Source organism: Streptomyces sp. NPDC057565, assembly GCF_042801455.1.
Taxonomy (GTDB): Bacteria; Actinomycetota; Actinomycetes; order Streptomycetales; family Streptomycetaceae; genus Streptomyces; species Streptomyces yanii.
Window position 1 is genome coordinate 25,762 of record NZ_JBHVFU010000039.1, and the last position, 19,343, is coordinate 45,104.

A 19,343-nucleotide genomic window follows, 5' to 3' on the forward strand; every position below is an offset into this window, starting at 1 on the left:
ATCCGTGAGGGTGCGGAGCAGGAGAAGACCGCGAAGTTCAACGCGCTGCTCACGAACGCGGTCATCTTCCACAACACCCTGGACATCACCGAGATCGTCCGTCGGCTCCAGGAAGAGGGCCACGTCATCAACCCTGCGGATCCGACCCACATCTCGCCATACCTGACCGAACACATCCGCCGCTTCGGCGAGTACTCCACACACGAACTCGGCATCCAGCCCGAGGCGTACAACCCACTCCTTGACGTCGACTTCAGCCCGCTCCGCGGCGACAGTCCGCCCGCCCCGGACGGCTATGAGCAGGCAGCGCGACACCGAGCGAACGTCGCGCCGCCGCTGAAACGGATGGGACTCCATTGTGCTGCTGGGCGGTACTGGCGCCCCGACGTGCGCTCAGCAGTCAAACACCAACCAGCAGATGTCGTTCCGCAACCGCTGGTCGTCAAGTACGAGCTCGCGAATCGTCTCCGGAAGCTGGTCACGCTGCCATCGGCACTCGAGTCGCCTTGCAGCCTCGCCCTCGCCTTCCGGCGCGGCAGCGCCTGCGGCCTTGATCGCATAGGCGGCCGCACCGAGCTCGTGCGCGGCGACGTGTGCAACAGCCCCGGCCTGGCCGGCAGCGTACGCGGCATGCCGTGCTGCCCCACGCAGGTTTCTGGCCGCACCCATTGCATGGCCGCCCGCCGCGCGTGCCTCGGTCATCTTGACCTCGCCGCGCGCCCATGCGCGGGCATGCTCGATCGCCTGACGCGGCCGTGGGTCCCCAGGCTGAGTCGACTCGAAGAGGTCAAGAACGTGCTCCGCGCAAGATGCCGCCCAAAGAGCGAGGAGGTGGTGATCCGAGTCAGTGAGGGTCCCACCGCGGCGGATCGTCACGAACCGAGGGTCCCGGACCTTCGGGAGGATCATGGTTGGCATTCCTTTCCTTGCATCCGCCCAACACCCAAGGGCGCGCACGTGCGCCAGGCACGCCCACAGTAAAGCCTGCAAACCCGGCGGTCGGCTCAGTGGTGGGCCGCCGCCCCCGTCCTGTTATCAATCCATCGATGGGCAACAGGCGTCGTGCGCATCGCATGAACACGGATAATCCGGGCGCCGGGGCGGCGCAGGTGTCAGCCGGGGCGCCGTCCGCACGGTCGTCGCCGACCTCATGCCCGAGCATGCCGCGGCCGGCCGCGAGGACACTGCCGTCCCGGAGCTGCCGGTCGCCCTCGACATACCGGGCAAGCTCGCCGACTTCCTCCGCGCCGCCGAACTGGACGACGCCGGGCGGGCCGCGCTCGACCACGGCGTGACCGTACGGCGCAGCCAGGGCTGCGCCCGGCGCGTCAACGCCACACGCGCGGTCCACCACGCTCTCCTCGACCGCTCCCAGCGGCGTGTGCGCCCCCGCGACGCCGGGTAGCGCTGCCAGGGCTACGCCTCGCAGATCGGGTCCTGCGTGGGGAGGCGGCCCGTGCGCAGGTAGGTGTTGACGCGCTCGTCGACGCAGGCGTTGCCGTACTCGCCATACAAGCCGTGCTGGCGGGCGCCATTCACGGTGAGGAGCCGGGAGCTCGGCCATTGCTTGTGCATGGCTTCGGCGCCGGCGTAGAGGGTGCGGGGGTCTCCGGTGGCGGCGAGGAGCAGAGCCGGAACGTCGTTGTCGAGCACGGTCGGCGCCTCGGCGGGCCGGTCCCAGAACTCGCAGGGGGTGATGTTGTTCGCCAGCGGCCCGGCGAGCGGGAACCGCTCGCGTGACTTCTCGACCGCGCGCCAGTAGCTGCCGACGCCGCGCCGCTCGGCCGTGTCGCCGCAGAGGATCGCCGCCATCTGGCTGGAGGGGGCCGAGCCCGCGGCGGTCAGCAGGAACTCCAGCTGCTGCGCCAGCTCTTGGGGCGGCTCGACCGGCTCCCGGTCCGCGGCGCGCGCCAGGAGGCGTACGGTCCGGGCCAGGTCGGCGCGCCGCTCGTCGAGGTCGCTGCCGAGGCCGCCGACGAAGAGGGCGGGGAGCACGTGCTCGTCCAGCAGGTACGCCTCCCCGATCCGCAGCGGCTGCTGCGTGGCGGCATCGAGGATGTGGTCCACCGTCGCGAGGACCTCGACGCGCGTGGCGCCCAGCCCGTAGGTGGTGTGCCGTGCGGCGGCCCAGGACGCCCAGGCGCGCAGGGCCGCCTCGTTGGCCGCCTCGGCGCCGCGCAGCAGTGTCTGGTTGTAGTGCTCGGGGGAATTGACGCCGTCGAGCACCATGCGGTCGGTGCGGCCGGGGAAGAGCTGCGTGTAGACCTCGCCGAGGTAACTGCCGTAGGAGTAGCCGAGGTAGGAGAGGGACTCCTCGCCGAGGACGGCGCGGATGACGTCCATGTCGCGGGCGGTGTTGCGGGTGGTGACGTGCGGCAGCACGTCACCTTGGGTTCGCTGACAGCGCTCGGCCAGCTCGCGGGCAACGGTGACCTCCTCGTGGTACGCGGCAAGGTTGGCACCGGCCGAGCGGAGGAAGGCGGAGTCGAGGTTCCAACCGCAGTCGAGCGGGGTGCTGCGGCCGACGAAGCGCGGGTCCATGCCGATCAGGTCGTAGCGGTCGGCGACCTCTCCCATCACCTCCGACTTGGTCAGTGGCATGTGGAGGCTGGGGCCGGCCGGTCCCCCGTCGTTGAGCAGCAGCGGGCCGACGCGGTGGGCGGTGTCGGTGGCCTTCAGGCGGGATATGGCGACGGTGATTGTGTGACCGCCGGGATTGGCGTAGTCGAGCGGCACGGTGATGTCGGCGCAGTCGGCGCCGGCGGCGTCCAGTGCCTGGCCGACCTCGTCGCCGACGCCGAGGGCGCAGGCGTGCCAGTCGACGCGCTGGCCGTGGAAACGGGCTAACGGGTCCGGGCCGGCGGCGGCGGTGCTCGTCGCGGTGACGGCGAGCACCGCCGCGCACGCCGCGAAGGCCCTGATGTGTCGGGAAGTTGACATGCCCGCACGCTAGGCGCGGCAGACACCTCGGCACACTCCGGGAAAACCCCGAAACCGGGTGGGGTTGTCCCCCAAGAAACTTCAGCCCACACGGCACCCCGGCCATCCCGTCACAGCGCAAAGCCCGTCGCGAGCACGAGAACCGCGTCAACGCCCTCGCCGCATCAACCGCATCGAGCTCGGCCTCCCATACCCATCAGGGGTATGCTACGGTGCAGCCGGTAGATACCCCTAGGGGGTATACGGAAAGGGGTCGGAGCCATGTCAACCGTCAATCCCAGGCGCTGGTGGGCACTCGTCGTGCTCGCCGCGGCGCAGTTCATGGTGATCATGGACACGTCGATCATCGGGGTGGCGCTCCCCGAGATGCAGAAGGACCTCGGCTTCTCACAGGGCGAGTTGCAGTGGGTCTTCAATGCGTACGTCATCGCCTTCGGCGGGCTGCTGCTGCTCGGTGGCCGCCTGTCCGACCTGATCGGCGCGCGCAGGATATTCAGCGCCGGCTGGGTCGTGCTGATCGCGGGCTCGATCGTCGCGGCAGCCGCGCAGACGGCCTGGGTGGAGGTCGTCGGCCGTGCCGTGCAGGGCGTGGGCGGTGCGCTGATCGCACCCTCGGCCATGACCTTGCTGATGATGCTCTTCGCGCACGACCCGAAGGAACTCGGCAAGGCCATGGCGCTCTATGGCGCCGCAGCTCCCGCGGGCGGCACGGCCGGTGTGTTCCTCGGCGGCGTATTCACCGAGTGGCTGAGCTGGCCGTGGATCTTCGTCATCTACGTCCCGATCGGCGTTGCCACGCTCGCCGCCAGCAGGCTCCTGCCCGCCGTCGGCAGCCGTCGCGGTGCCGTCGACGTTCTCGGAGCGGCCGCGGTTACCGCCGGCCTGGCGCTCGCCGTGTTCGCCATCGTTCGCGCGCCGGAAGCCGGCTGGCTCTCCACCGGCACCGTGCTTCAGCTGGTCGGCGCCGCCGCGCTGCTCGTGCTCTTCTTCGTGATCCAGAAGACGGTGCGCGAGCCGCTCATGCCGCTCGGTATCTGGCGCGTCCCGCGGCTCGGCTCGGCCAACCTCGCGATGGCTCTGCTCGGCGCCGCGTGGATCCCCATGTGGTACTTCCTCAACCTGTATCTCCAGCAGGTCCTCGGCTACGGGGCCTTCGCGTCGGGTGCCGCGCTGCTGCCGATGACCGGCCTCCTGATGATCTTCATGACCGCGATCACCGCGAGGCTGCTCGCGAGGTTCGGAGCCAAGCCGCTGATCGGCGTCGGTCTGCTCGTCCTCGCCGCCGGTCTGTTCTGGCTGTCCGCCGTCGAGCCCACCGGCACCTTCGTGGTCGACGTCCTGCCGGCCTCGCTGGTCGCCGCGCTCGGCATGTCGCTCGCCTACATCCCGGCGATGATGGCTGCGATGTCCGGAGCCCCGCAGGAGCAGGCGGGCCTGGCGTCCGGCATCGTCAACACCACCTACCAGGTGGGCTCGGCTCTCGGCCTCGCCGCGCTGACCGCGGTGGCCACGTCGCAGGGCGCCGGTCAGCTGGGCAACCTGCCTGCACTGACGGATGGTTTCAGCGCGGCATTCATCTGGGCCGCCGCGATCGCTGCGGCAGGCGGACTCATCACCCTGCTGGCGATGCGAAGCGACAAGGCGGCTGCGGCGCAGCAGGCCACCGCCGCTCCGGAGGGCGAGCGGGCCGGCGTCTGACGCCGGCGGAACCCACTGAGGCAGGCGGATGTATGGCTGCGTAGGCCGCCGGCCATCAGAACAACAGGCCAAAGAACCGGCGAAGGGCCGTTCAGTGCAGGGTGACCTGCACCGGACGGCCCTCTCCCTTTACGAGCCGGGCGACCAGAGCACAGTCGCGCATTCCCGCCCGAACAGATCTGCCGTCAACCGGTCGGCCCTGTCGCTCGCACCAGAACTGACAGCTGTCTGACTCATGCCCCCGGGCATCCTGGACGTGGCGGGCCCCTGGGACACCCGTTCGGAGCATCGGTGAACCGGTGAAATTCGAGGTGTCACCGCCAGTCGTACGGGCCGTCCACGGTGGCAGGCTCCACCATCGAGTCAACCTGGCGGGACGGAGAACCGATGGCGCAGGACCTGCACGAAGCCGCGTCGGCCGAGCCGGCCAACAGGCGCATCAATGCCGGTGTGAGACTCATGGGCTGGCTGACGACCACGGACCACAAGGTCATCGGCAATCTCTACATGGTCACCGCGTTCGGGTTCTTCCTGCTGGCCGGAGTGATGGCCATGCTCATGCGGGCGGAGCTGGCCCGGCCAGGACTTCAGATCGTCAGCACAGAGCAGTACAACCAGCTGTTCACCATCCACGGCACCGTCATGATGCTGCTCTTCGCCACGCCGATGTTCGGCGGCTTCGCGAACGCCATCATGCCGCTGCAGATCGGTGCGCCCGACGTCGCCTTCCCCCGCCTCAACGCGCTCACCTACTGGCTCTTTCTCTTCGGCGGAATCATCGTGGTGTCCGGATTCGTGGTGCCCGGCGGCGCGGCACATTTCGGTTGGTTCGCCTACGCCCCGCTGAACAGTTCCGTCTTTTCTCCCGGCGCCGGCGGAGACCTCTGGGCCATGGGCCTGGTGCTGTCGGGGATCAGTACGACCCTGGCATCAGTCAATTTCATCACTACGATCGTCTGTCTGCGCGCCCCGGGTATGACCATGTTCCGAATGCCGATCTTCACCTGGAACGTTCTGTTCACCTCGATCCTCGCGCTGCTTGCTTTCCCGGTGCTCGCTGCCACGCTGCTCGTCCTCGAAGCCGACCGGAAGTTCGGGGCGCATGTCTTCGACTCCGCCAACGGTGGTGCGCTGCTGTGGCAGCACCTGTTCTGGTTCTTCGGCCATCCCGAGGTCTACATTGTCGCGTTGCCCTTCTTCGGAGTGGTGAGCGAGATCATTCCCGCGTTCAGCCGGAAGCCGATGTTCGGGTATTTCGGAATGGTGATGGCCACGGTCAGCATCACCATGCTCTCGGCGGTTGTCTGGGCCCACCACATGTTCGCAACGGGAGCCGTTCTCCTGCCCTTCTTCTCCGCCATGTCGTTCATCATCGCCGTGCCCACCGGCGTCAAGTTCTTCAACTGGATCGGCACCATGTGGCACGGCAGTATCTCGTTCGAGACACCCATGCTCTGGGCGATCGGCTTCCTTGTAACATTTCTCCTCGGCGGCCTCAGCGGAGTGCTGATCGCCTCACCTCCGCTGGACTTCCATCTCACCGATTCATACTTCATCGTCGCCCACCTCCATTACGTACTGTTCGGAACGGTGGTCTTCGCAATGTTCGGCGGCTTCTACTTCTGGTGGCCCAAGTTGACCGGACGCATGCTGGATGAACGCCTCGGACGTATCCATTTCTGGTCTTTGTTCGTCGGATTTCAGCTGACCTTCCTGGTCCAGCACTGGCTGGGGGAGGCCGGAATGCCCCGGCGTTACGCCGACTATCTCTCGGCGGACGGCTTCACCTTGCTCAATACGATCTCGTCCGTCGGCTCCTTTCTGCTGGGCCTGTCGACCCTGCCGTTCCTGTACAACGTGTGGCGCACCAGCCGTTACGCACCGAGGGTCGAGGTGGACGACCCGTGGGGGTTCGGCCGTTCCCTGGAGTGGGCGACCTCCTGTCCACCCCCGAGGCACAATTTCCGGGCTCTGCCCCCCGTACGTTCAGACTCACCGGCCTTCGACCTGCGCCACTCCATCGGGCCGGAGAAGGAGAAGCCGGGCCTCGGCCGAGGCGGGTCCCACTCCGCATCGGGCGCTGAAGAGGAGTCGGGCCAATGAAGACCGAGGCCATTCTCTTCGCCGGAGTCGCGGGGTTCTTCCTCGTGACCGATGTTCTCTATGCCGTGTGGTCCCATGATCCGACAGGCACGGCAGCTCTCACCGTCTCGTTCCTCATGGCGTTGCTGGTCATGTTCTTCTTCGCCACCAACTACCGGAGGAAGGGACTGCGCCCCGAGGATCGCCGGGACGGGCACGTCGATGAGCGGTCCGGCCCGGTGGGCTTCTTTCCTCCGCACAGCATCTGGCCGTCACTGACAGCCGCGGGGATGGCCCTGCTCGCCCTCGGTGTCGTGTTCGGTCTGTGGCTTTTCCTGATCGGGCTGGGCGTGGTCCTGGCCGGGGTGTTCGGAATGGTCTTCCAGTACGTGCGTGCGCAGGCCTGAGGACGGTTCTCAGTCCTCAAGCCTGCGGACCGGCTCCGGCGGCGCCGTCCGCTCTGCGATTTGGGACCGTTGCTCGTCCGTGGCGGGTAGTTCCACTAGGTCCCCGTAGTACCAGCTGCTCAGCACGGTCCGAAGACGTTGCCGACGCGAGATCGGGCCCTCCGCGGGAAGCTCAAGGGGCGTCGGGACATCACGCATCAGGATGCGGTGGCGGGCTGTCGGGCTCAGGCCTCGGTGGCTCTCCGAGAGGTCTCCGTTCACCGACTGGATCACCTGGCCGGTCTCCTCGCCCTCGGTCAGCCGTCGGCGGTCCCGCATCTGAAGGGCGAGACAGAGGCGCTTGGTCAGCACGAAGGCCAGAACGGGGGCGGCGATCAGCGCGATTCTGAGGATCCAGATCATGGCCTCGATCGAAACCCTGAACGAGAAGGCGATGACGTCGTTGCCGCCGGCGACCAGGAGAACGGCGTAGAAGACGATGGCCGCCACGCCGAGCCCCGTACGGGTCGGCCGGTTGCGCGGCCGGTCGCACAGATGGTGTTCCCTGCGGTCGCCCGTCAACCACTTCTCGAAAAAGGGATAGAGGAACAGCACTGTGAAGACCAAGCCTGGCAGCACGATCGTCGGAATGAACACATTCCACATGATGGTGTGGCCCGCGATCTCGGTCTCCCATGGCGGCATCAGCCGGAGCGCGCCCTCCAGGAATCCGACATACCAGTCCGGCTGCGCGTTACCGGATACCTGGTTGGCGCGGTAGGGGCCGTACTCCCATACGGGGTTGATCTGGGCGAGCGCACCCAGCAAGGTCAGTACGCCGAACACCATGAAGAAGAAACCTGTGGTCTTCGCGGTGAAGTGTGGGAACGCCGGTGAGCCGACGGCGTTCTTATTGGTCTTCCCCTGACCCGCCCAGTGGGTGTGCTTGAGATAGACCACCAGGATGAGATGAGCGGTGATCAGCGCCACGATCAGACCGGGCACGAGCAGGACATGCACGGGGTACAGACGAGGGATCACGTCATCGCCCGGGAACTGTCCTCCGAAGACGAACAGCTCCAGGTACGTTCCGACGACAGGGATCGACCCCACAATGGTGGCCGCCGTCCTCAGGCCCGTACCGGACAGCAGGTCGTCGGGCAGCGAGTAACCCGCGAATCCTTCGAGGAGCGCGAGTACGAACAGTGTCACGCCCACGATCCAGTTGGCCTCCCGCGGTTTACGGAAGGCACCGGTGAAAAAGATCCGCAGCATGTGAACGGCGATCGCGGCGACGAACACCAGGGCCGCCCAGTGGTGGATCTGACGCATCAGCAGGCCTCCGCGCACGGCGAAGCTGATGTCGAGGGTGGTCGTGTAGGCCTGCGTCATCCTCTCGCCCTGAAGGGGCGCATAGGAACCGGTGTAGACACTCTCCGTCATGCTCGGGTTGAAGAACAGGGTGAGGTACACGCCGGTGAGGAGCAGGACCACAAAGGAGTAAAGGGCGATCTCGCCGAGGAGAAAAGACCAGTGGTCGGGAAAGGCCTTGCGCAGCAACGGCCTGGCCAGCTCGCTGACGGGCAGGCGCCCATCCACCGCGCCGTACCCATTGGTCGTCGCCGGCCCGGCCTGGGTCTTCAGCTTCGCCTTACGTCTCCGCAGGGGCATGCACCACTCTCCCGTCGATCTCCCTGCCAGCCTGCGCCCCTTATCGTTCCGGTTCGCCCCTTATGGGTAACGCATTACTCGAAGGGGCTATGCAGAATCGCGGTATCGGCACCTGATCAGCCGACTGGACCTTGACGTGCCGGGTGGGGTCGCACCGGTGCGGCGGGCCCACCCCGCGAGCGATGTACGGGCCCCCGCCCCCGCAAGGGGGACATCCGTCGCCGAGGCTCTCTTGCCTGTTTCCGGCGCACTCCGGCTGCCCTCCACGTACGGACCCGCCCACGGGTGGTCCCGCACAAGTTGCGCAACCGGACGACATTCCATCCGGATCGGGCCGGTTCACGCGCGCCTACGCGTGGAGTACTCCAGAGACCCCGTGCCCGCCGGTTCGGAGGGGAGCTGGAGGGAGTCGACGCTCCCCCCGTGCCCCGCGAAGAAGTCGACGACACGTTTCTTGCACCTGGGACAGCTTCATATGCCCGCGCAGGACGGCGTTCTCGCGCCGCAGCACCAGCAGTTCCACATCCTCGGCGTATCGGGCCCCGACCGGCACGAGGTCTTGGTTCCTGAACGGCGGTTCGGGTTCAGACGCGCTGCGTCCAGTCCTGGTCCAGACGGTCGGCCAGGCCGGCGGCGGTGAAGGCGGCCTCCAGTTCCTCGTGTCCCTCGGTGAAGTGGGCCCAACTGTCGTGGTGGACCGGGACGACGCGGCTGGCGCCGAGGATCCGGGCGGCCTCGGCGGCCTGCGCGCTGTCCAGGACGATCAGATTGCCGTCGAAGAGCATGGGGAAGCGGGGTGCGCCGGCGAACAGGATGGCGGTGCCCACCGGGGCGAACCGCTCGGCGATCTGCCGGACCGCGTCGAGGGAGGCGTTGTCGCCGCTGACGTAGACCGCCGGCAGGCCCTCGCCGGTCAGGACGAAGCCGACGACCTGACCGGAGAAGGGCTCGACCTCCTCGCGCGGGCCGGGGCCGTGGATGGCGGGAACACCGGTGACGGTGACCGTGCCGCCACCCGGACGCTCCAGCTCGATCGACTCCCAGTCGGCCAGGCCCTTGGCCTTCTCCCCGAGGCGCCGTCCGCCGCCGGGAGTGGTCAGGGTGAGGGGGACGTCGGCAAGCAGAGCCCGGCCGGAGGTGTCGAGGTTGTCGGCGTGTTCGTCGTGGGAGAGCAGGACCACGTCGATGGGGCCGAGGTCTGCAGGAGTGGCGGCGGAGGGGGCGGTCTTGGTCAGGGTCGGGCCGGGCGAGGGGTAGTCACCGGGGCCGTCGAAGGTCGGGTCGGTCAGGAAGCGCAGGCCGCCGTACTCGAACAGGGCGGTCGGGCCGCCGAACGTGTGGACCGGGAACTGCTCGGCGTTGAGCTGGGACATCACGTCTCCCTCATTTCTAACGGAAACTCTCTCCGTTTAACGTGACTCCAAGCTAGGCGGGCATCACGGAAAAACGCAAGCGCTACCATGAGAGGCATGGACGACACCCTGGCCACCGAGATGGCGCAGACCGCTCTGCCCCCGGCTCCGGGTGCCGATCGGTACCGCTCCTTGGCCTTCGCCGACACCGCCGCGACCCTGCCCGCCGGCCAGAGCTACGACCTGCTCGCCGCCCCCGAATCCGCCATGCGCTGGCTCGCCGCCCACGACCTGACCACCCCGGGCGTGCAGCTGTACGAGGTGTGCGCACAGCGGATGCGCACGCTGCGCGCACACGTGCGGACCCTGTTTGCCGCCCGCGTCGACGGCACCACCCCGCCCGAGGAATCCCTGTGCGCGGTGAACGAGGCACTCACGGCCGTACCCACCGCCCCCCTGCTCGCCTGGGACGGGACCCAGGGACTGCGCCGCATCCAGGCACACCCCACCGACCAGGCCGTCAACCACGCACTGGCGACCCTCGCCGCCGACGCCGCCGACCTGCTCACCGGTCCCGACGCCGACCTCCTTGCCGCCTGCGGCTCCGCCCCCTGCGACCGGTTCCTCCTGCGCACCCACGGCCGACGCCACTGGTGCTCCACCCGCTGCGGCGACCGCGCCCGCGCTGCCCGCGCCTACGCTCGGCGCAGCGGCGCCTCGCACTGACGCTGCCCTTGCCGAATACCTCATCCGCCCTGGTGGGGGCCAGTATTCGGGGTGCACGGCGCGCGCCGCCGCGCGGCCCGTTCTCGACCGAAGCGCCCGGGCAGGCCACGGACCGCGCCCTCGATCAGGGCCCTCGTGCTGCGCCTGGCACGCGAGAATCCCAGCCGGGGCCACAGAAGGGTGCACGGTGAGCTGCTCGTGCTGGGCGTGAAGGTGCTACCTCCACAGTCTGGGACGGGTGCAGTCGGCGCCCCCAAGCGCCGACTGCACCACCCCTTGGGTCGGTACCGACGTGGATGGCTCGCCATGCACATTGCCCCGTCGTCATCGTGCCCTGACCGTGCCCGACATGCGGTCGGCCCAGAAAAGGGAGCCGGACACAGTGGCCTCCGAGGGCGGGCACAGGGACGGCGCGCCGCTTCGGCCTGCTCCCGGCCGGGTGAGCGCGTAGTGTGACAAGGCAGGGCGACATGATGACGGTGCCCGATGGCGCCGAGAGGAAGCACCATGGCGCACAGCCCGTGGCAGAAGCGGGGACGGGGCCAGGCCCGGGGCGGCGTGGCCGTGCCGCCGCAGCGTGCTCTGGACCGGCACCGACTGCGGCGCCTGTTGGGCGCGGTCGGGGCGGTCAGCGCCGACATGGACCCCCGCATCGTGCTGCACCGGATCGTGGAGGCGGCCACCGATCTGGTTGCCGCGCGCTATGGGGCACTGGGGGTGCTTTCGGAGAGCGGCAAGATCATCGACCTGATCACCGTGGGCGTCGACGATCCGCACCTGTGCTCTGCCCTGGGCCTGCCGCAGGGCCATGGGCTGCTGCACACCATGGTCGATGACCGGGAACCGTTGCGGGTGGCGAATGTGGCCACGCACCCTTGTTCGGTCGGCTTCCCGCCCCGACATCCGGTCATGCGGACCCTGTTGGGCGTTCCGCTCGTGGTGCGCGGCAACGTCTACGGCGACCTCTATGTCGCCGACAAGTTGGATGGCACGCCCTTCGATGACGATGACGAGGGCCTGCTGACGGCATTGGCCAGTGCCGCGGGCGTCAGCCTCGAAAACGCCCGCCTGTATCAACAGCTCAAACGCGCCGCCGAGCACTTTCAGCGCCGCATGCTGCCTGTCCTTCCCGACCTCTCGCCGCTCGAGGCCGCGGCCCGCTATGAACCCGCGTCCGAACTGCCGAGGCTGGGCGGGGACTGGTACGACGCCATGGTCCTGCCCGATGGCGCCACCTGCGTCGTGGTGGGTGACGTGACCGGTCACGACGTGGAGGCCGCTCCGCTGATGGGACAGATCCGCAACATGCTGCGGGCGCTCGCCCTCGACCGGTGCGGGCCGCCCGGGCTGGTCATGTCAAAACTGGACCACGCGCTGACGATGTTTGACGACCCGCCCACGGCCACCCTGGTACTCGGCCGCATCGAGCATGGCGGTGCAGAGGGCGGGGGTTACACCTTTGGCTGGAGCAACGCCGGGCATCTACCTCCGCTGCTGATCGGTGCGGATGGCAGCACGCACTACCTGGCGCCCGCCCGTCACGGAATCCCGGTGGGCATCGACGCGTCCGTCTCCCGGTTCAGCCACGACCACCCCCTCCCGCCTGGCAGCACGCTACTGCTGTTCACCGATGGGCTGGTCGAGCGCCGCGACCAGGACATCGACACCGGACTGAGTGACCTGGCCGAACAGGCCGCCCGCCTGGCCACGGCACCGCTGGAGGAGCTGTGCGACACTCTGATCAGCCGAAGCCGGAAGGTGTTCGACGACGACGTGGCCCTGCTGGCCCTGCGCACCCCCTCGGACAGCCCGGCGCAGTGAGAGACATGCGCCCGCCAACCGGCACCGCTTTCCCGGCCGACGTCAAAGCACTGCTCGAACAGACCGCACCCCACACGCAGCCGTGAACCCACCACGGGTCGGCCGCCATCTGGCACACCCGGCTCGGCGACGCCGCGCGTTCCTCAGTCGGAGGTGGGATGCGGCCAGTGCGCGAGGCTTCCGGGCGAGGGAGGCGACTGCACCGCTTCCGCTGCCGAGGGGTAGAACTCGTAGCTCTCGCGCATGCCGCTGATGTCGAAGATCCTGAGCACCCGGCTCGACACGGACGCGATATGCAGCGAGCCCTCGTGTTCACGGATGCGTTTCGTGATCGCCACGATCACGCCCAATCCCATCGAATCCATGAAGGCGACGAAGCCCAGGTCCAGGACGAAGTGGCGGCGTCCCTCATCGAGAAGCTTGATCACCGCTTCGCGGATCATGGGCGCGGTATGGGCGTCCACCTCACCGTCGACCTCCACGACGGTCCAGCCGTCAACCACGTCATAGCTCACGATCATGCTCTCGTGCCGGACGATGTTCGTTCGCATGGCCACCCTTCTTCACTTCTGTGGACGGCGCAGGATCCGCCGGCACGATGAGGCCTGGACGATCAACCCACATCCCGATCACGGTCTGCCACGGACCGATTGGCGCGGATGACGGAGACTGTCGCCGCTGGTGTCCCGCGTGATGGTCACCGGCTCCTGGTCAGCCACTCGCCCGGATGCGCGTCCTCCTTGCGCATGCCCCGGGGCCGGACCCGGTCGACCAGCACGCGCTTGCCGTCCTTCGGCGCAGCTTGCTCGTGAACTCGGCGATACGTGATCTGTCTGGCCATAACGGTGCCCTTCCAGATCGGTCGGCCGCCTCGGCCTTGAGCAGGTGGATGGCTCCGTGCCCTTGCTGGAAGCGGACGTTCCCGACTCTCCCATTTTATCGGGGACTGGTGACGCGAACCCGTCGAGGCTCTGCAGGGTCGGTCATGAACCGTCGCCGGGTGGGGAGCAACGCCGTCCAGGGCAGCGCATTGACGAGGAGCATGGTGCGCCCGAGCGGAGTGCGGCGAGCGTTTCGGGGACGCCAGGCAGAGGGTGGGGCGGGTGGTGGCGTAGGCGTGGTGCAGGCGGGTGACGAACGTCGCGTGCAGGAATGCCGGGGCTGCTTGCCCCCTCTTGGTCGGGCTCACTCCTTCCGTCGCTTCAGGTTGGCGGGCAGGTGTTCGCATGATTTGCCAACTCTTGTTTCTCCTATTGACAGGCAGGCGCAATCGGTCCTGGAAAATGCGACAGAAAGTTCTTTTCGCCCGACTTTATGGGCGATAGACTCGTGGGGGTGGGACTGGATCACGCTTCGCTGACCGCCCTGGCCGCCCTCGGTGACGCCACGCGCTGCCGCATGTTCGAGTTCGTACGGCAGGCGCGTCGACCAGTCACTCGGGAAGAGGTCGCCGACAGCCTCGGGATCTCCCGCAAACTGGCCGCCTTCCACCTGGACAAGCTGGTGGCGGCCGGTCTGTTCCAGGCCCGCTACGAATCTCCCGCAGGCATCCGCAGGGTCGGCCGCAGACCCAAGGTGTACGAACCGGTGGCCGAGGCCATCGCGGTGAACATCCCGGAGCGTCGCTACGGCATGCTGGCCGACGTCCTCACCGAGGCCGTGCTGACCGAGGCGGAAGGCGAATCGGCCCGCGATGCTGCTCTCCGCGTGGCATTCCAGCGGGGGGAGACCCTGGGCAATGCCGAACGCGAGCGGCTACGGCCCGGGCGGCTCGGGGCCGAGCGGGGGCTGAGTCTGGCCGCCGAGACACTCGAGGAATTCGGTTTCGAGCCGGAGCGCGCCGCGCCCACCCTGCTGCGGCTGCGCAACTGCCCCTTCCATCCCCTTGCGGCGCAGGCCCCGGAACTTGTCTGCGGCGTCAACCAGGCTTTCCTGGCCGGCTATCTGCGGGGCCTCGGAAGCGACAAGACCACAGCGGTGCTCGCCCCGCGGCCCGGCTCGTGCTGCGTCGAGCTGCGGGGCGAGGGTGCGACTGGAGGCATCCAGGGGACGAATCCCGTCTGCGAGCGATGAGTCGAGGTCCTGCTGCGGCCTGCAATCGTGCGCGTGAACAGCTGGAGCCATGATGAATTCCACCAACGCCGCCGAAGCCACCCTCCGAGGACTGGGGGCGTGCTGTGCCGTCGGCAATGCGGTGCTGCACGCGATCCTCATCCCTGATCATCTTGAGGAGAAGTTCTACATCGGTGTCCTGTTCTCCGTGGGCAGCGCGGTCATGATCGTCGTAGCGGTGGCGCTCGTCATCATGAAACGGCCCTTCGTCGCGTGGCTCACCGGGGCCCTCACCAGCCTCGGCATGATCGTCGGATTTCTGCTGTCGCGTACCGTAGGCCTGCCGGACGGCTACTACGAACCCGGATGGGAGCCGCCGTACGGCCCCCTGTCCTTGATCGTCGAGGGGCTCTTCGTCCTCGCCTTCCTCACCTGGCTGGGCGGGACGGCAACGGCAGAAGCCGCTCACGGTCCGCCGTACAGGTCGAACCAGGAACCGATCGCGTCCGGCGGGAAAGGCGCATCGAAGCGCTGAGCCCGATGAGCGGGGCACCGCTGCCGCCGCGGTACCCCGAGTGAGGACTTCGTACTGGAGCCCGTCTTCTGAACGCCGACGCCGATCGGCTGCTGGTGCCGTGACCGGCAATGTTTGCCCCATGCGGAGCGTCGTCCGGTGCGTGCGATCGCAAGGCGGACGGAAGCCTTGGATGGGGTCTCCCCTGCTCGAACGGAGTTGAGAGCTTTTCAACGCCGTCTACGCCGAGTTCTCCGGATCCTGCGCTCCGCCCGCCCGGGCCACCGTCGAGGTCGCGCGCCTGCCGCATGACGCGAAGGTCGAGATCTCCGCGATCGCCGTCCGTCGAGACATCACCGAGGGGAGCCATCACCACGCAGCCGGCCTGATGTGCCTGCGCTTGGAACCCGGCGCCCGCATCGGCCGCGCGGGCGGGAACTCCCCCGGCATCAGAGCGGCTACGTAGCGATCGCGGTCTGTGTGACCGCGATCCGGTCAATCGGTTCTGGCGGCGAAGGGGGCGCCGTCGCCGAACGCGAGCCGCGCGAAGTTCTCGCCGATGCGGCGGTGTCCCGCAGGGTCAGGGTGGACCTCGTCGGGCAGCGGGAATTCGGCATAGTCCTTCTCGCCGTACAGGTTACGGCCGTCGAGGTAGTGCAGGTTCGGGTCGTCGGCCGCCCGCTGGTGGACGATCCGGGCCAGTTCGTCACGGATGACGTTGAGCGTCAGGCGCCCGGCGGCGCGTTCGGCCGGATCGCCCGTCGCCTTGAACCGCAGGGTCGCGCCGTCGAAGTCGGGCGCGAGAGGGCCCGGGGTGTCCTCCTGGACCGGGCACAGGATGGCGGACACGACCAGCAGCGGCGTGGTCGGATGCCCCTCGCGGATGGTGTCGAGGAAGCCGTGCACCGCAGGGGTGAAGGCGCGCAGGCGCATCACGTCGGAGTTGACGACGTTGATGCCGAGCTTGACGCTGATCAGGTCCGCGGGGGTGTCCCGCATCGCACGCGCGGTGAACGGGTCGAGCAGCGCGCTGCCGCCGAACCCCATGTTGACCAGCTCCACTTGACCCTGGGCAGCTGCCAGCGCCGGCCAGATGGCGGTCGGATGCGCGGCGTTCGAGCCGTGACTGATGGAACTGCCGTGGTGCAGCCACACCCTGCGCCCGCTGTCCGGCGCCGGCTCGACGGGGGCGTCGGTGCGCAGGGCAATCAGCTCAGTGATCTCCGTATGCGGGAGCCAGATCTCGACATCCTTGTCACCCGCCGGCAGATCGGTGAACCGGGCGGTGCCGGCAGGCCCCTCCGACAGCTCGGAGGACTGGGTGAGCATGTCGGTGATCGTGCGCACGTTACCGCCGGCCACCGTGGCCTGGGCAGTGAGACGGCCATCGACCAGCAGGTCGTACACGCCGTCCGCCGGGGCCGGGAAACCTCGGTAGACCCGCTTGGTGGGCAGCGTGTCCAGTTCGATCGTGGTGGCCCGGGTGCGGAAAGCCAACCGCACACCGGAGGGCTGGGCCTCGGCCACGGCCAGTTGGTCGTCGGGGATCTGCCGGCGCGCCCGGGCGGGCAGCCGGTGCGGCAGCAGACCGTGCGCGGTCGTTTCCACATCGAGGAAACCGCGCAGCATGTCCGCGGTGACAGGTGTGGTGATCATGTCGTGCCCTGTGTTCATTGCCTCAGCCTGTTGATCAAGATCTTCGGATCGTTCATGTGAGCCGGCGCGCGGCGCGGCGGACCGCCTCAGGCGGTGCGGCCCTCATCTGGTCAGGGTGTGGCCCGGTTCCGTAGCAGAGCGTCGAGGCCATCCACGATCCAGGCCCAGGATTCCTGCGCGTCGGGGACGCTGTGCTCGAAGCCTCCGGCCAGCTCCAGGCTGACGAAGCCATGGAAGACGCTGCCCAGCATCCGGACCGCATGGGTCTGGTCCGGCTCCGTCAGGTCGTAGCCGCGCAGGATCGCCCGCATCATCTGTGCGTGCCGAACGCCGGCACTGGCGGCCGCCGTCTCGGGGTCGAGCCTGAGCCGGGCGGCGGCGTAGCGACCGGGGTGCTCCCGAGCGTAGTCGCGGTAGGCCTCCGCGAAGGCTGCCAGGGCGTCCTTGCCGGCCCGTCCGGCCAGGGCGTCGGCGGCCCGGTCGGCGAGTTCCTCCAGCGCGAACAGGGCGATCCTGGTCTTGAGGTCCTGGGAGTTCTTCAGGTGCGAGTACAGACTCGCGACCTTGACGTCGAACCGCCGGGCGAGCGCCGAGACGGTCACCTGGTCGAAGCCGACCTCGTCGGCCAGTTCCGCTCCCGCTCGGGTCAGACGCTCCGGGGACAGCCCTGCTCGAACCATAACCTTCCTCCTATTCAACGACAACCATTATGCATTTGCCTAATAGCTTTAGGCAAATTAGCGTGTCGTTCATGAAGCCGCTGACTGAGCAAGAGATCCGTACCGTGTTCGTGAACTGCACCAAGGGCGAGGCGAAGCGCCTGTACGTCCCCCGCGACCTGACCGAGCAGCCCTGGGACGACCTGGACTTCCTGGGCTGGCGAGACCCCCAGGCCCCCGACCGGGCCTACCTCGTGACCGAATTGGACGGCCGCCCGGTCGGCGTCCAGCTGCGCTCCTCCGACGTGGGCTCCTGGCAGATGCGGCGAAGCATGTGCTCGGTGTGTGTGACCACCCACACCGGAGGCGTCTCCCTGATGGTCGCGCCGAAGTCCGGGAAGGCCGGGCAGCAGGGCAACTCGGTCGGCATCTACATGTGCAGCGACCTCGCCTGCCCGCTGTATGTGCGAGGCAAGAAGAACGCGGGCGCCGGTGCACGCCTCCACGAGTCCCTCACCCTGGAAGAGAAGATCCAGCGGACCGTCACGAACCTCGCCGCATTCATCGCCAAGATCACCACATGAAGCAGCCGGCCACGCACGCCCACATCGGATGTGACGCCCCACCATTCCCATTTTTCGCTCACGCGATCACCCGGTGGACAGGCCGCCACGTGGTAGCGCGAGGTCAGTTGTGTCGATCGTGAGTACCGACGAGTCGACGCGGGCGCCTCAGGCACTGGCGGGGCGCCGGTGGCTGTTCCCGTCCGCGCTGGTCCACGAGCTGGACCCAGACGCCCGCACATCCGCCCAGCGGCCGCGGCGCACCGCACACGACTGGGTCGTCGACTTCTCCTGCTTCCTGCCGGCCGTCGTCCTCGGCCTGACGGCCGCGCACTCTCTGCCCGACGAACCAGGCCTGCCGCACTCCATCGCCGTCCTCGACCAGACGCTCGGCGCGCTCGCCTGTGCGGCGGTCCGGCTGCGGCGCCGGTGGCCGGTCGGCCTCGCCGTCGTGATGGTCCCGGTCGGTCTGCCACCTAACGGAGTTCTGCGGGCTCCATGAGAAGACCGCGACGCGCTACGCGGACTTCGCACGAGCCCTGCTGGAACAGGCCGCCGAGGCCGGCCAAGCCTCCCTCTCGTCACCTCCGGTCCGACTTGGAGGAAGCTGGGGCGCAGTGCGCAACGCGGACGGCTCTCCGCTGGACTTCGCCGACTGATACCTCGACTGGCTCGCCGCCGCCGAAGTGCTCTGCGGCCTGGACCGATAGGGGCTGGATGGCCTGACTGGTGGGCTCGCATGTTGTGGTGTCGCGTACGCCTCGGCGAGGCCGGCTTGCTGTCACCGCGTGTGGTCGCCGGGGGCGTATCGGCTCCAGGTTCCGCCGGCTTCGGTGACGAGGTGGGCGGTGGCCCTGCCGTGGTGGCCGAGGACGCGGGCGACCACGGGTGCGGGGGCTTGAAGAACCAGCCGGCGGATAACTGAAGCCCGGCCGCGCCAGGCCGGAACGCCGACGGATCGAAGCTGGTCGAGCAGGCTCGTCGCGTCCATCGGATGCCCGGGCCGCCGACCGGGGCACGGCACCTCTTGGCCACCTACGAGCAGCGCTACAACGAACACCGCCTCCACCGGGCCCGCAGCCACCCACCTCCCGGCGCCGACCAGCAACCCACGACCGTGCACGAGCCCGAAATCCGCCGACTCCTGCGCATCCGCATCCTCGGCGGCGCCATCAACGAGTACCGCTACGCGGCTTGACCTGCAGCGATGACTTCCCGAGCCC

The 19,343-nt window shown here is 68.3% G+C and carries 18 protein-coding genes and 4 pseudogenes; 14 read left to right on the forward strand and 8 right to left on the reverse strand.

What is annotated here, in order from left to right:
- Positions 1 to 135 (forward strand): annotated as a pseudogene (locus tag ACFU8W_RS37630) (Tn3 family transposase); the annotation flags it as partial.
- Positions 136 to 393: 258 nt separating this feature from the next.
- Here ACFU8W_RS37630 and ACFU8W_RS37635 read toward each other — a convergent pair.
- On the reverse strand, positions 394 to 909 hold the full coding sequence (locus ACFU8W_RS37635) for a putative immunity protein (RefSeq protein WP_384047451.1): 516 nt from the start codon (positions 907 to 909) through the stop codon (positions 394 to 396).
- Between the two features lie 241 nt (positions 910 to 1,150).
- Between ACFU8W_RS37635 and ACFU8W_RS37640 the strand changes: the two genes are divergently transcribed.
- Positions 1,151 to 1,405 carry a hypothetical protein gene (locus ACFU8W_RS37640; RefSeq protein WP_384047454.1) on the forward strand — a complete coding sequence of 85 codons (255 nt, stop codon included), beginning with the start codon at positions 1,151 to 1,153 and terminating at the stop codon, positions 1,403 to 1,405.
- Between the two features lie 11 nt (positions 1,406 to 1,416).
- Here the strand turns inward: ACFU8W_RS37640 and ACFU8W_RS37645 are convergent, their stop codons facing one another.
- A complete protein-coding gene (locus ACFU8W_RS37645) occupies positions 1,417 to 2,940 on the reverse strand; it encodes an alpha/beta hydrolase (RefSeq protein WP_384047457.1) in 1,524 nt (507 codons plus the stop codon).
- Positions 2,941 to 3,201: 261 nt separating this feature from the next.
- Here ACFU8W_RS37645 and ACFU8W_RS37650 point away from each other — a divergent pair, with 261 nt between their 5' ends.
- The 3 genes from ACFU8W_RS37650 (at position 3,202) to ACFU8W_RS37660 (ending at position 7,127) form a co-directional block, all read left to right on the forward strand.
- On the forward strand, positions 3,202 to 4,638 hold the full coding sequence (locus ACFU8W_RS37650) for an MFS transporter (RefSeq protein WP_384047460.1): 1,437 nt from the start codon (positions 3,202 to 3,204) through the stop codon (positions 4,636 to 4,638).
- A 459-nt stretch (positions 4,639 to 5,097) separates the two neighbouring features.
- The gene (ctaD, locus tag ACFU8W_RS37655; protein ID WP_384047581.1) at positions 5,098 to 6,741 is read left to right on the forward strand and encodes a cytochrome c oxidase subunit I; all 1,644 of its coding nucleotides are present in this window, start codon (positions 5,098 to 5,100) and stop codon (positions 6,739 to 6,741) included.
- Positions 6,738 to 7,127 (forward strand): cytochrome c oxidase subunit 4, encoded by a 390-nt coding sequence (locus tag ACFU8W_RS37660; protein WP_345510016.1) that lies wholly within the window; start codon positions 6,738 to 6,740, stop codon positions 7,125 to 7,127. The genes ctaD and ACFU8W_RS37660 overlap by 4 nt, the downstream gene beginning before the upstream one ends.
- Positions 7,128 to 7,136: 9 nt before the next feature.
- Here ACFU8W_RS37660 and ACFU8W_RS37665 read toward each other — a convergent pair whose 3' ends face one another.
- On the reverse strand, positions 7,137 to 8,777 hold the full coding sequence (locus ACFU8W_RS37665; protein WP_384047464.1) for a cytochrome bc complex cytochrome b subunit: 1,641 nt from the start codon (positions 8,775 to 8,777) through the stop codon (positions 7,137 to 7,139).
- Positions 8,778 to 9,361: 584 nt separating this feature from the next.
- A complete protein-coding gene (locus ACFU8W_RS37670; RefSeq protein WP_384047467.1) occupies positions 9,362 to 10,150 on the reverse strand; it encodes an MBL fold metallo-hydrolase in 789 nt (262 codons plus the stop codon).
- Positions 10,151 to 10,246: 96 nt separating this feature from the next.
- On the opposite strand from ACFU8W_RS37670, the gene ACFU8W_RS37675 reads away from it, so the two are divergent.
- From ACFU8W_RS37675 to ACFU8W_RS37685, 3 genes and pseudogenes are all read left to right on the forward strand, one after another.
- Positions 10,247 to 10,855, forward strand: coding sequence for an ABATE domain-containing protein (locus tag ACFU8W_RS37675; protein WP_384047470.1), 609 nt, complete (start codon positions 10,247 to 10,249; stop codon positions 10,853 to 10,855).
- A 63-nt stretch (positions 10,856 to 10,918) separates the two neighbouring features.
- Positions 10,919 to 11,088 (forward strand): annotated as a pseudogene (locus ACFU8W_RS37680) (integrase); the annotation flags it as partial.
- Positions 11,089 to 11,362: 274 nt separating this feature from the next.
- Entirely contained in the window at positions 11,363 to 12,676 is a 1,314-nt protein-coding gene (locus ACFU8W_RS37685) for a PP2C family protein-serine/threonine phosphatase (RefSeq protein ID WP_384047473.1), read from the forward strand.
- 143 nt (positions 12,677 to 12,819) lie between these two features.
- Here ACFU8W_RS37685 and ACFU8W_RS37690 read toward each other — a convergent pair whose 3' ends face one another.
- Positions 12,820 to 13,227, reverse strand: coding sequence for an STAS domain-containing protein (locus tag ACFU8W_RS37690; RefSeq protein WP_345510011.1), 408 nt, complete (start codon positions 13,225 to 13,227; stop codon positions 12,820 to 12,822).
- A gap of 146 nt (positions 13,228 to 13,373) precedes the next feature.
- Complete coding sequence (locus ACFU8W_RS37695; protein WP_384047477.1) at positions 13,374 to 13,517, reverse strand: DUF488 family protein; 144 nt, start codon at positions 13,515 to 13,517, stop codon at positions 13,374 to 13,376.
- Between the two features lie 494 nt (positions 13,518 to 14,011).
- Between ACFU8W_RS37695 and ACFU8W_RS37700 the strand changes: the two genes are divergently transcribed.
- The 3 genes and pseudogenes from ACFU8W_RS37700 to ACFU8W_RS37710 all read left to right on the forward strand — a co-directional run.
- On the forward strand, positions 14,012 to 14,749 hold the full coding sequence (locus ACFU8W_RS37700) for a helix-turn-helix transcriptional regulator (RefSeq protein ID WP_384047480.1): 738 nt from the start codon (positions 14,012 to 14,014) through the stop codon (positions 14,747 to 14,749).
- A gap of 49 nt (positions 14,750 to 14,798) precedes the next feature.
- Positions 14,799 to 15,263 carry a hypothetical protein gene (locus ACFU8W_RS37705; RefSeq protein WP_384047483.1) on the forward strand — a complete coding sequence of 155 codons (465 nt, stop codon included), beginning with the start codon at positions 14,799 to 14,801 and terminating at the stop codon, positions 15,261 to 15,263.
- Between the two features lie 220 nt (positions 15,264 to 15,483).
- Positions 15,484 to 15,708 (forward strand): annotated as a pseudogene (locus ACFU8W_RS37710) (Rid family hydrolase); the annotation flags it as partial.
- A 29-nt stretch (positions 15,709 to 15,737) separates the two neighbouring features.
- Here ACFU8W_RS37710 and ACFU8W_RS37715 read toward each other — a convergent pair.
- Positions 15,738 to 16,916: a GDSL-type esterase/lipase family protein gene (locus tag ACFU8W_RS37715; RefSeq protein ID WP_384047486.1), complete on the reverse strand. Its 1,179-nt coding sequence runs from the start codon at positions 16,914 to 16,916 to the stop codon at positions 15,738 to 15,740.
- 92 nt (positions 16,917 to 17,008) lie between these two features.
- Entirely contained in the window at positions 17,009 to 17,578 is a 570-nt protein-coding gene (locus ACFU8W_RS37720; RefSeq protein ID WP_384047489.1) for a TetR/AcrR family transcriptional regulator, read from the reverse strand.
- A 71-nt stretch (positions 17,579 to 17,649) separates the two neighbouring features.
- Here ACFU8W_RS37720 and ACFU8W_RS37725 point away from each other — a divergent pair, with 71 nt between their 5' ends.
- The 3 genes and pseudogenes from ACFU8W_RS37725 to ACFU8W_RS37735 all read left to right on the forward strand — a co-directional run bounded on the left by ACFU8W_RS37725 (position 17,650) and on the right by ACFU8W_RS37735 (position 19,318).
- Entirely contained in the window at positions 17,650 to 18,141 is a 492-nt protein-coding gene (locus ACFU8W_RS37725; protein ID WP_384047492.1) for an FBP domain-containing protein, read from the forward strand.
- A gap of 109 nt (positions 18,142 to 18,250) precedes the next feature.
- Positions 18,251 to 18,592: pseudogene (locus ACFU8W_RS37730) on the forward strand (sensor histidine kinase); the annotation flags it as partial.
- A gap of 522 nt (positions 18,593 to 19,114) precedes the next feature.
- Positions 19,115 to 19,318 carry a hypothetical protein gene (locus tag ACFU8W_RS37735; RefSeq protein ID WP_384047495.1) on the forward strand — a complete coding sequence of 68 codons (204 nt, stop codon included), beginning with the start codon at positions 19,115 to 19,117 and terminating at the stop codon, positions 19,316 to 19,318.
- Positions 19,319 to 19,343: the final 25 nt, after the last annotated feature.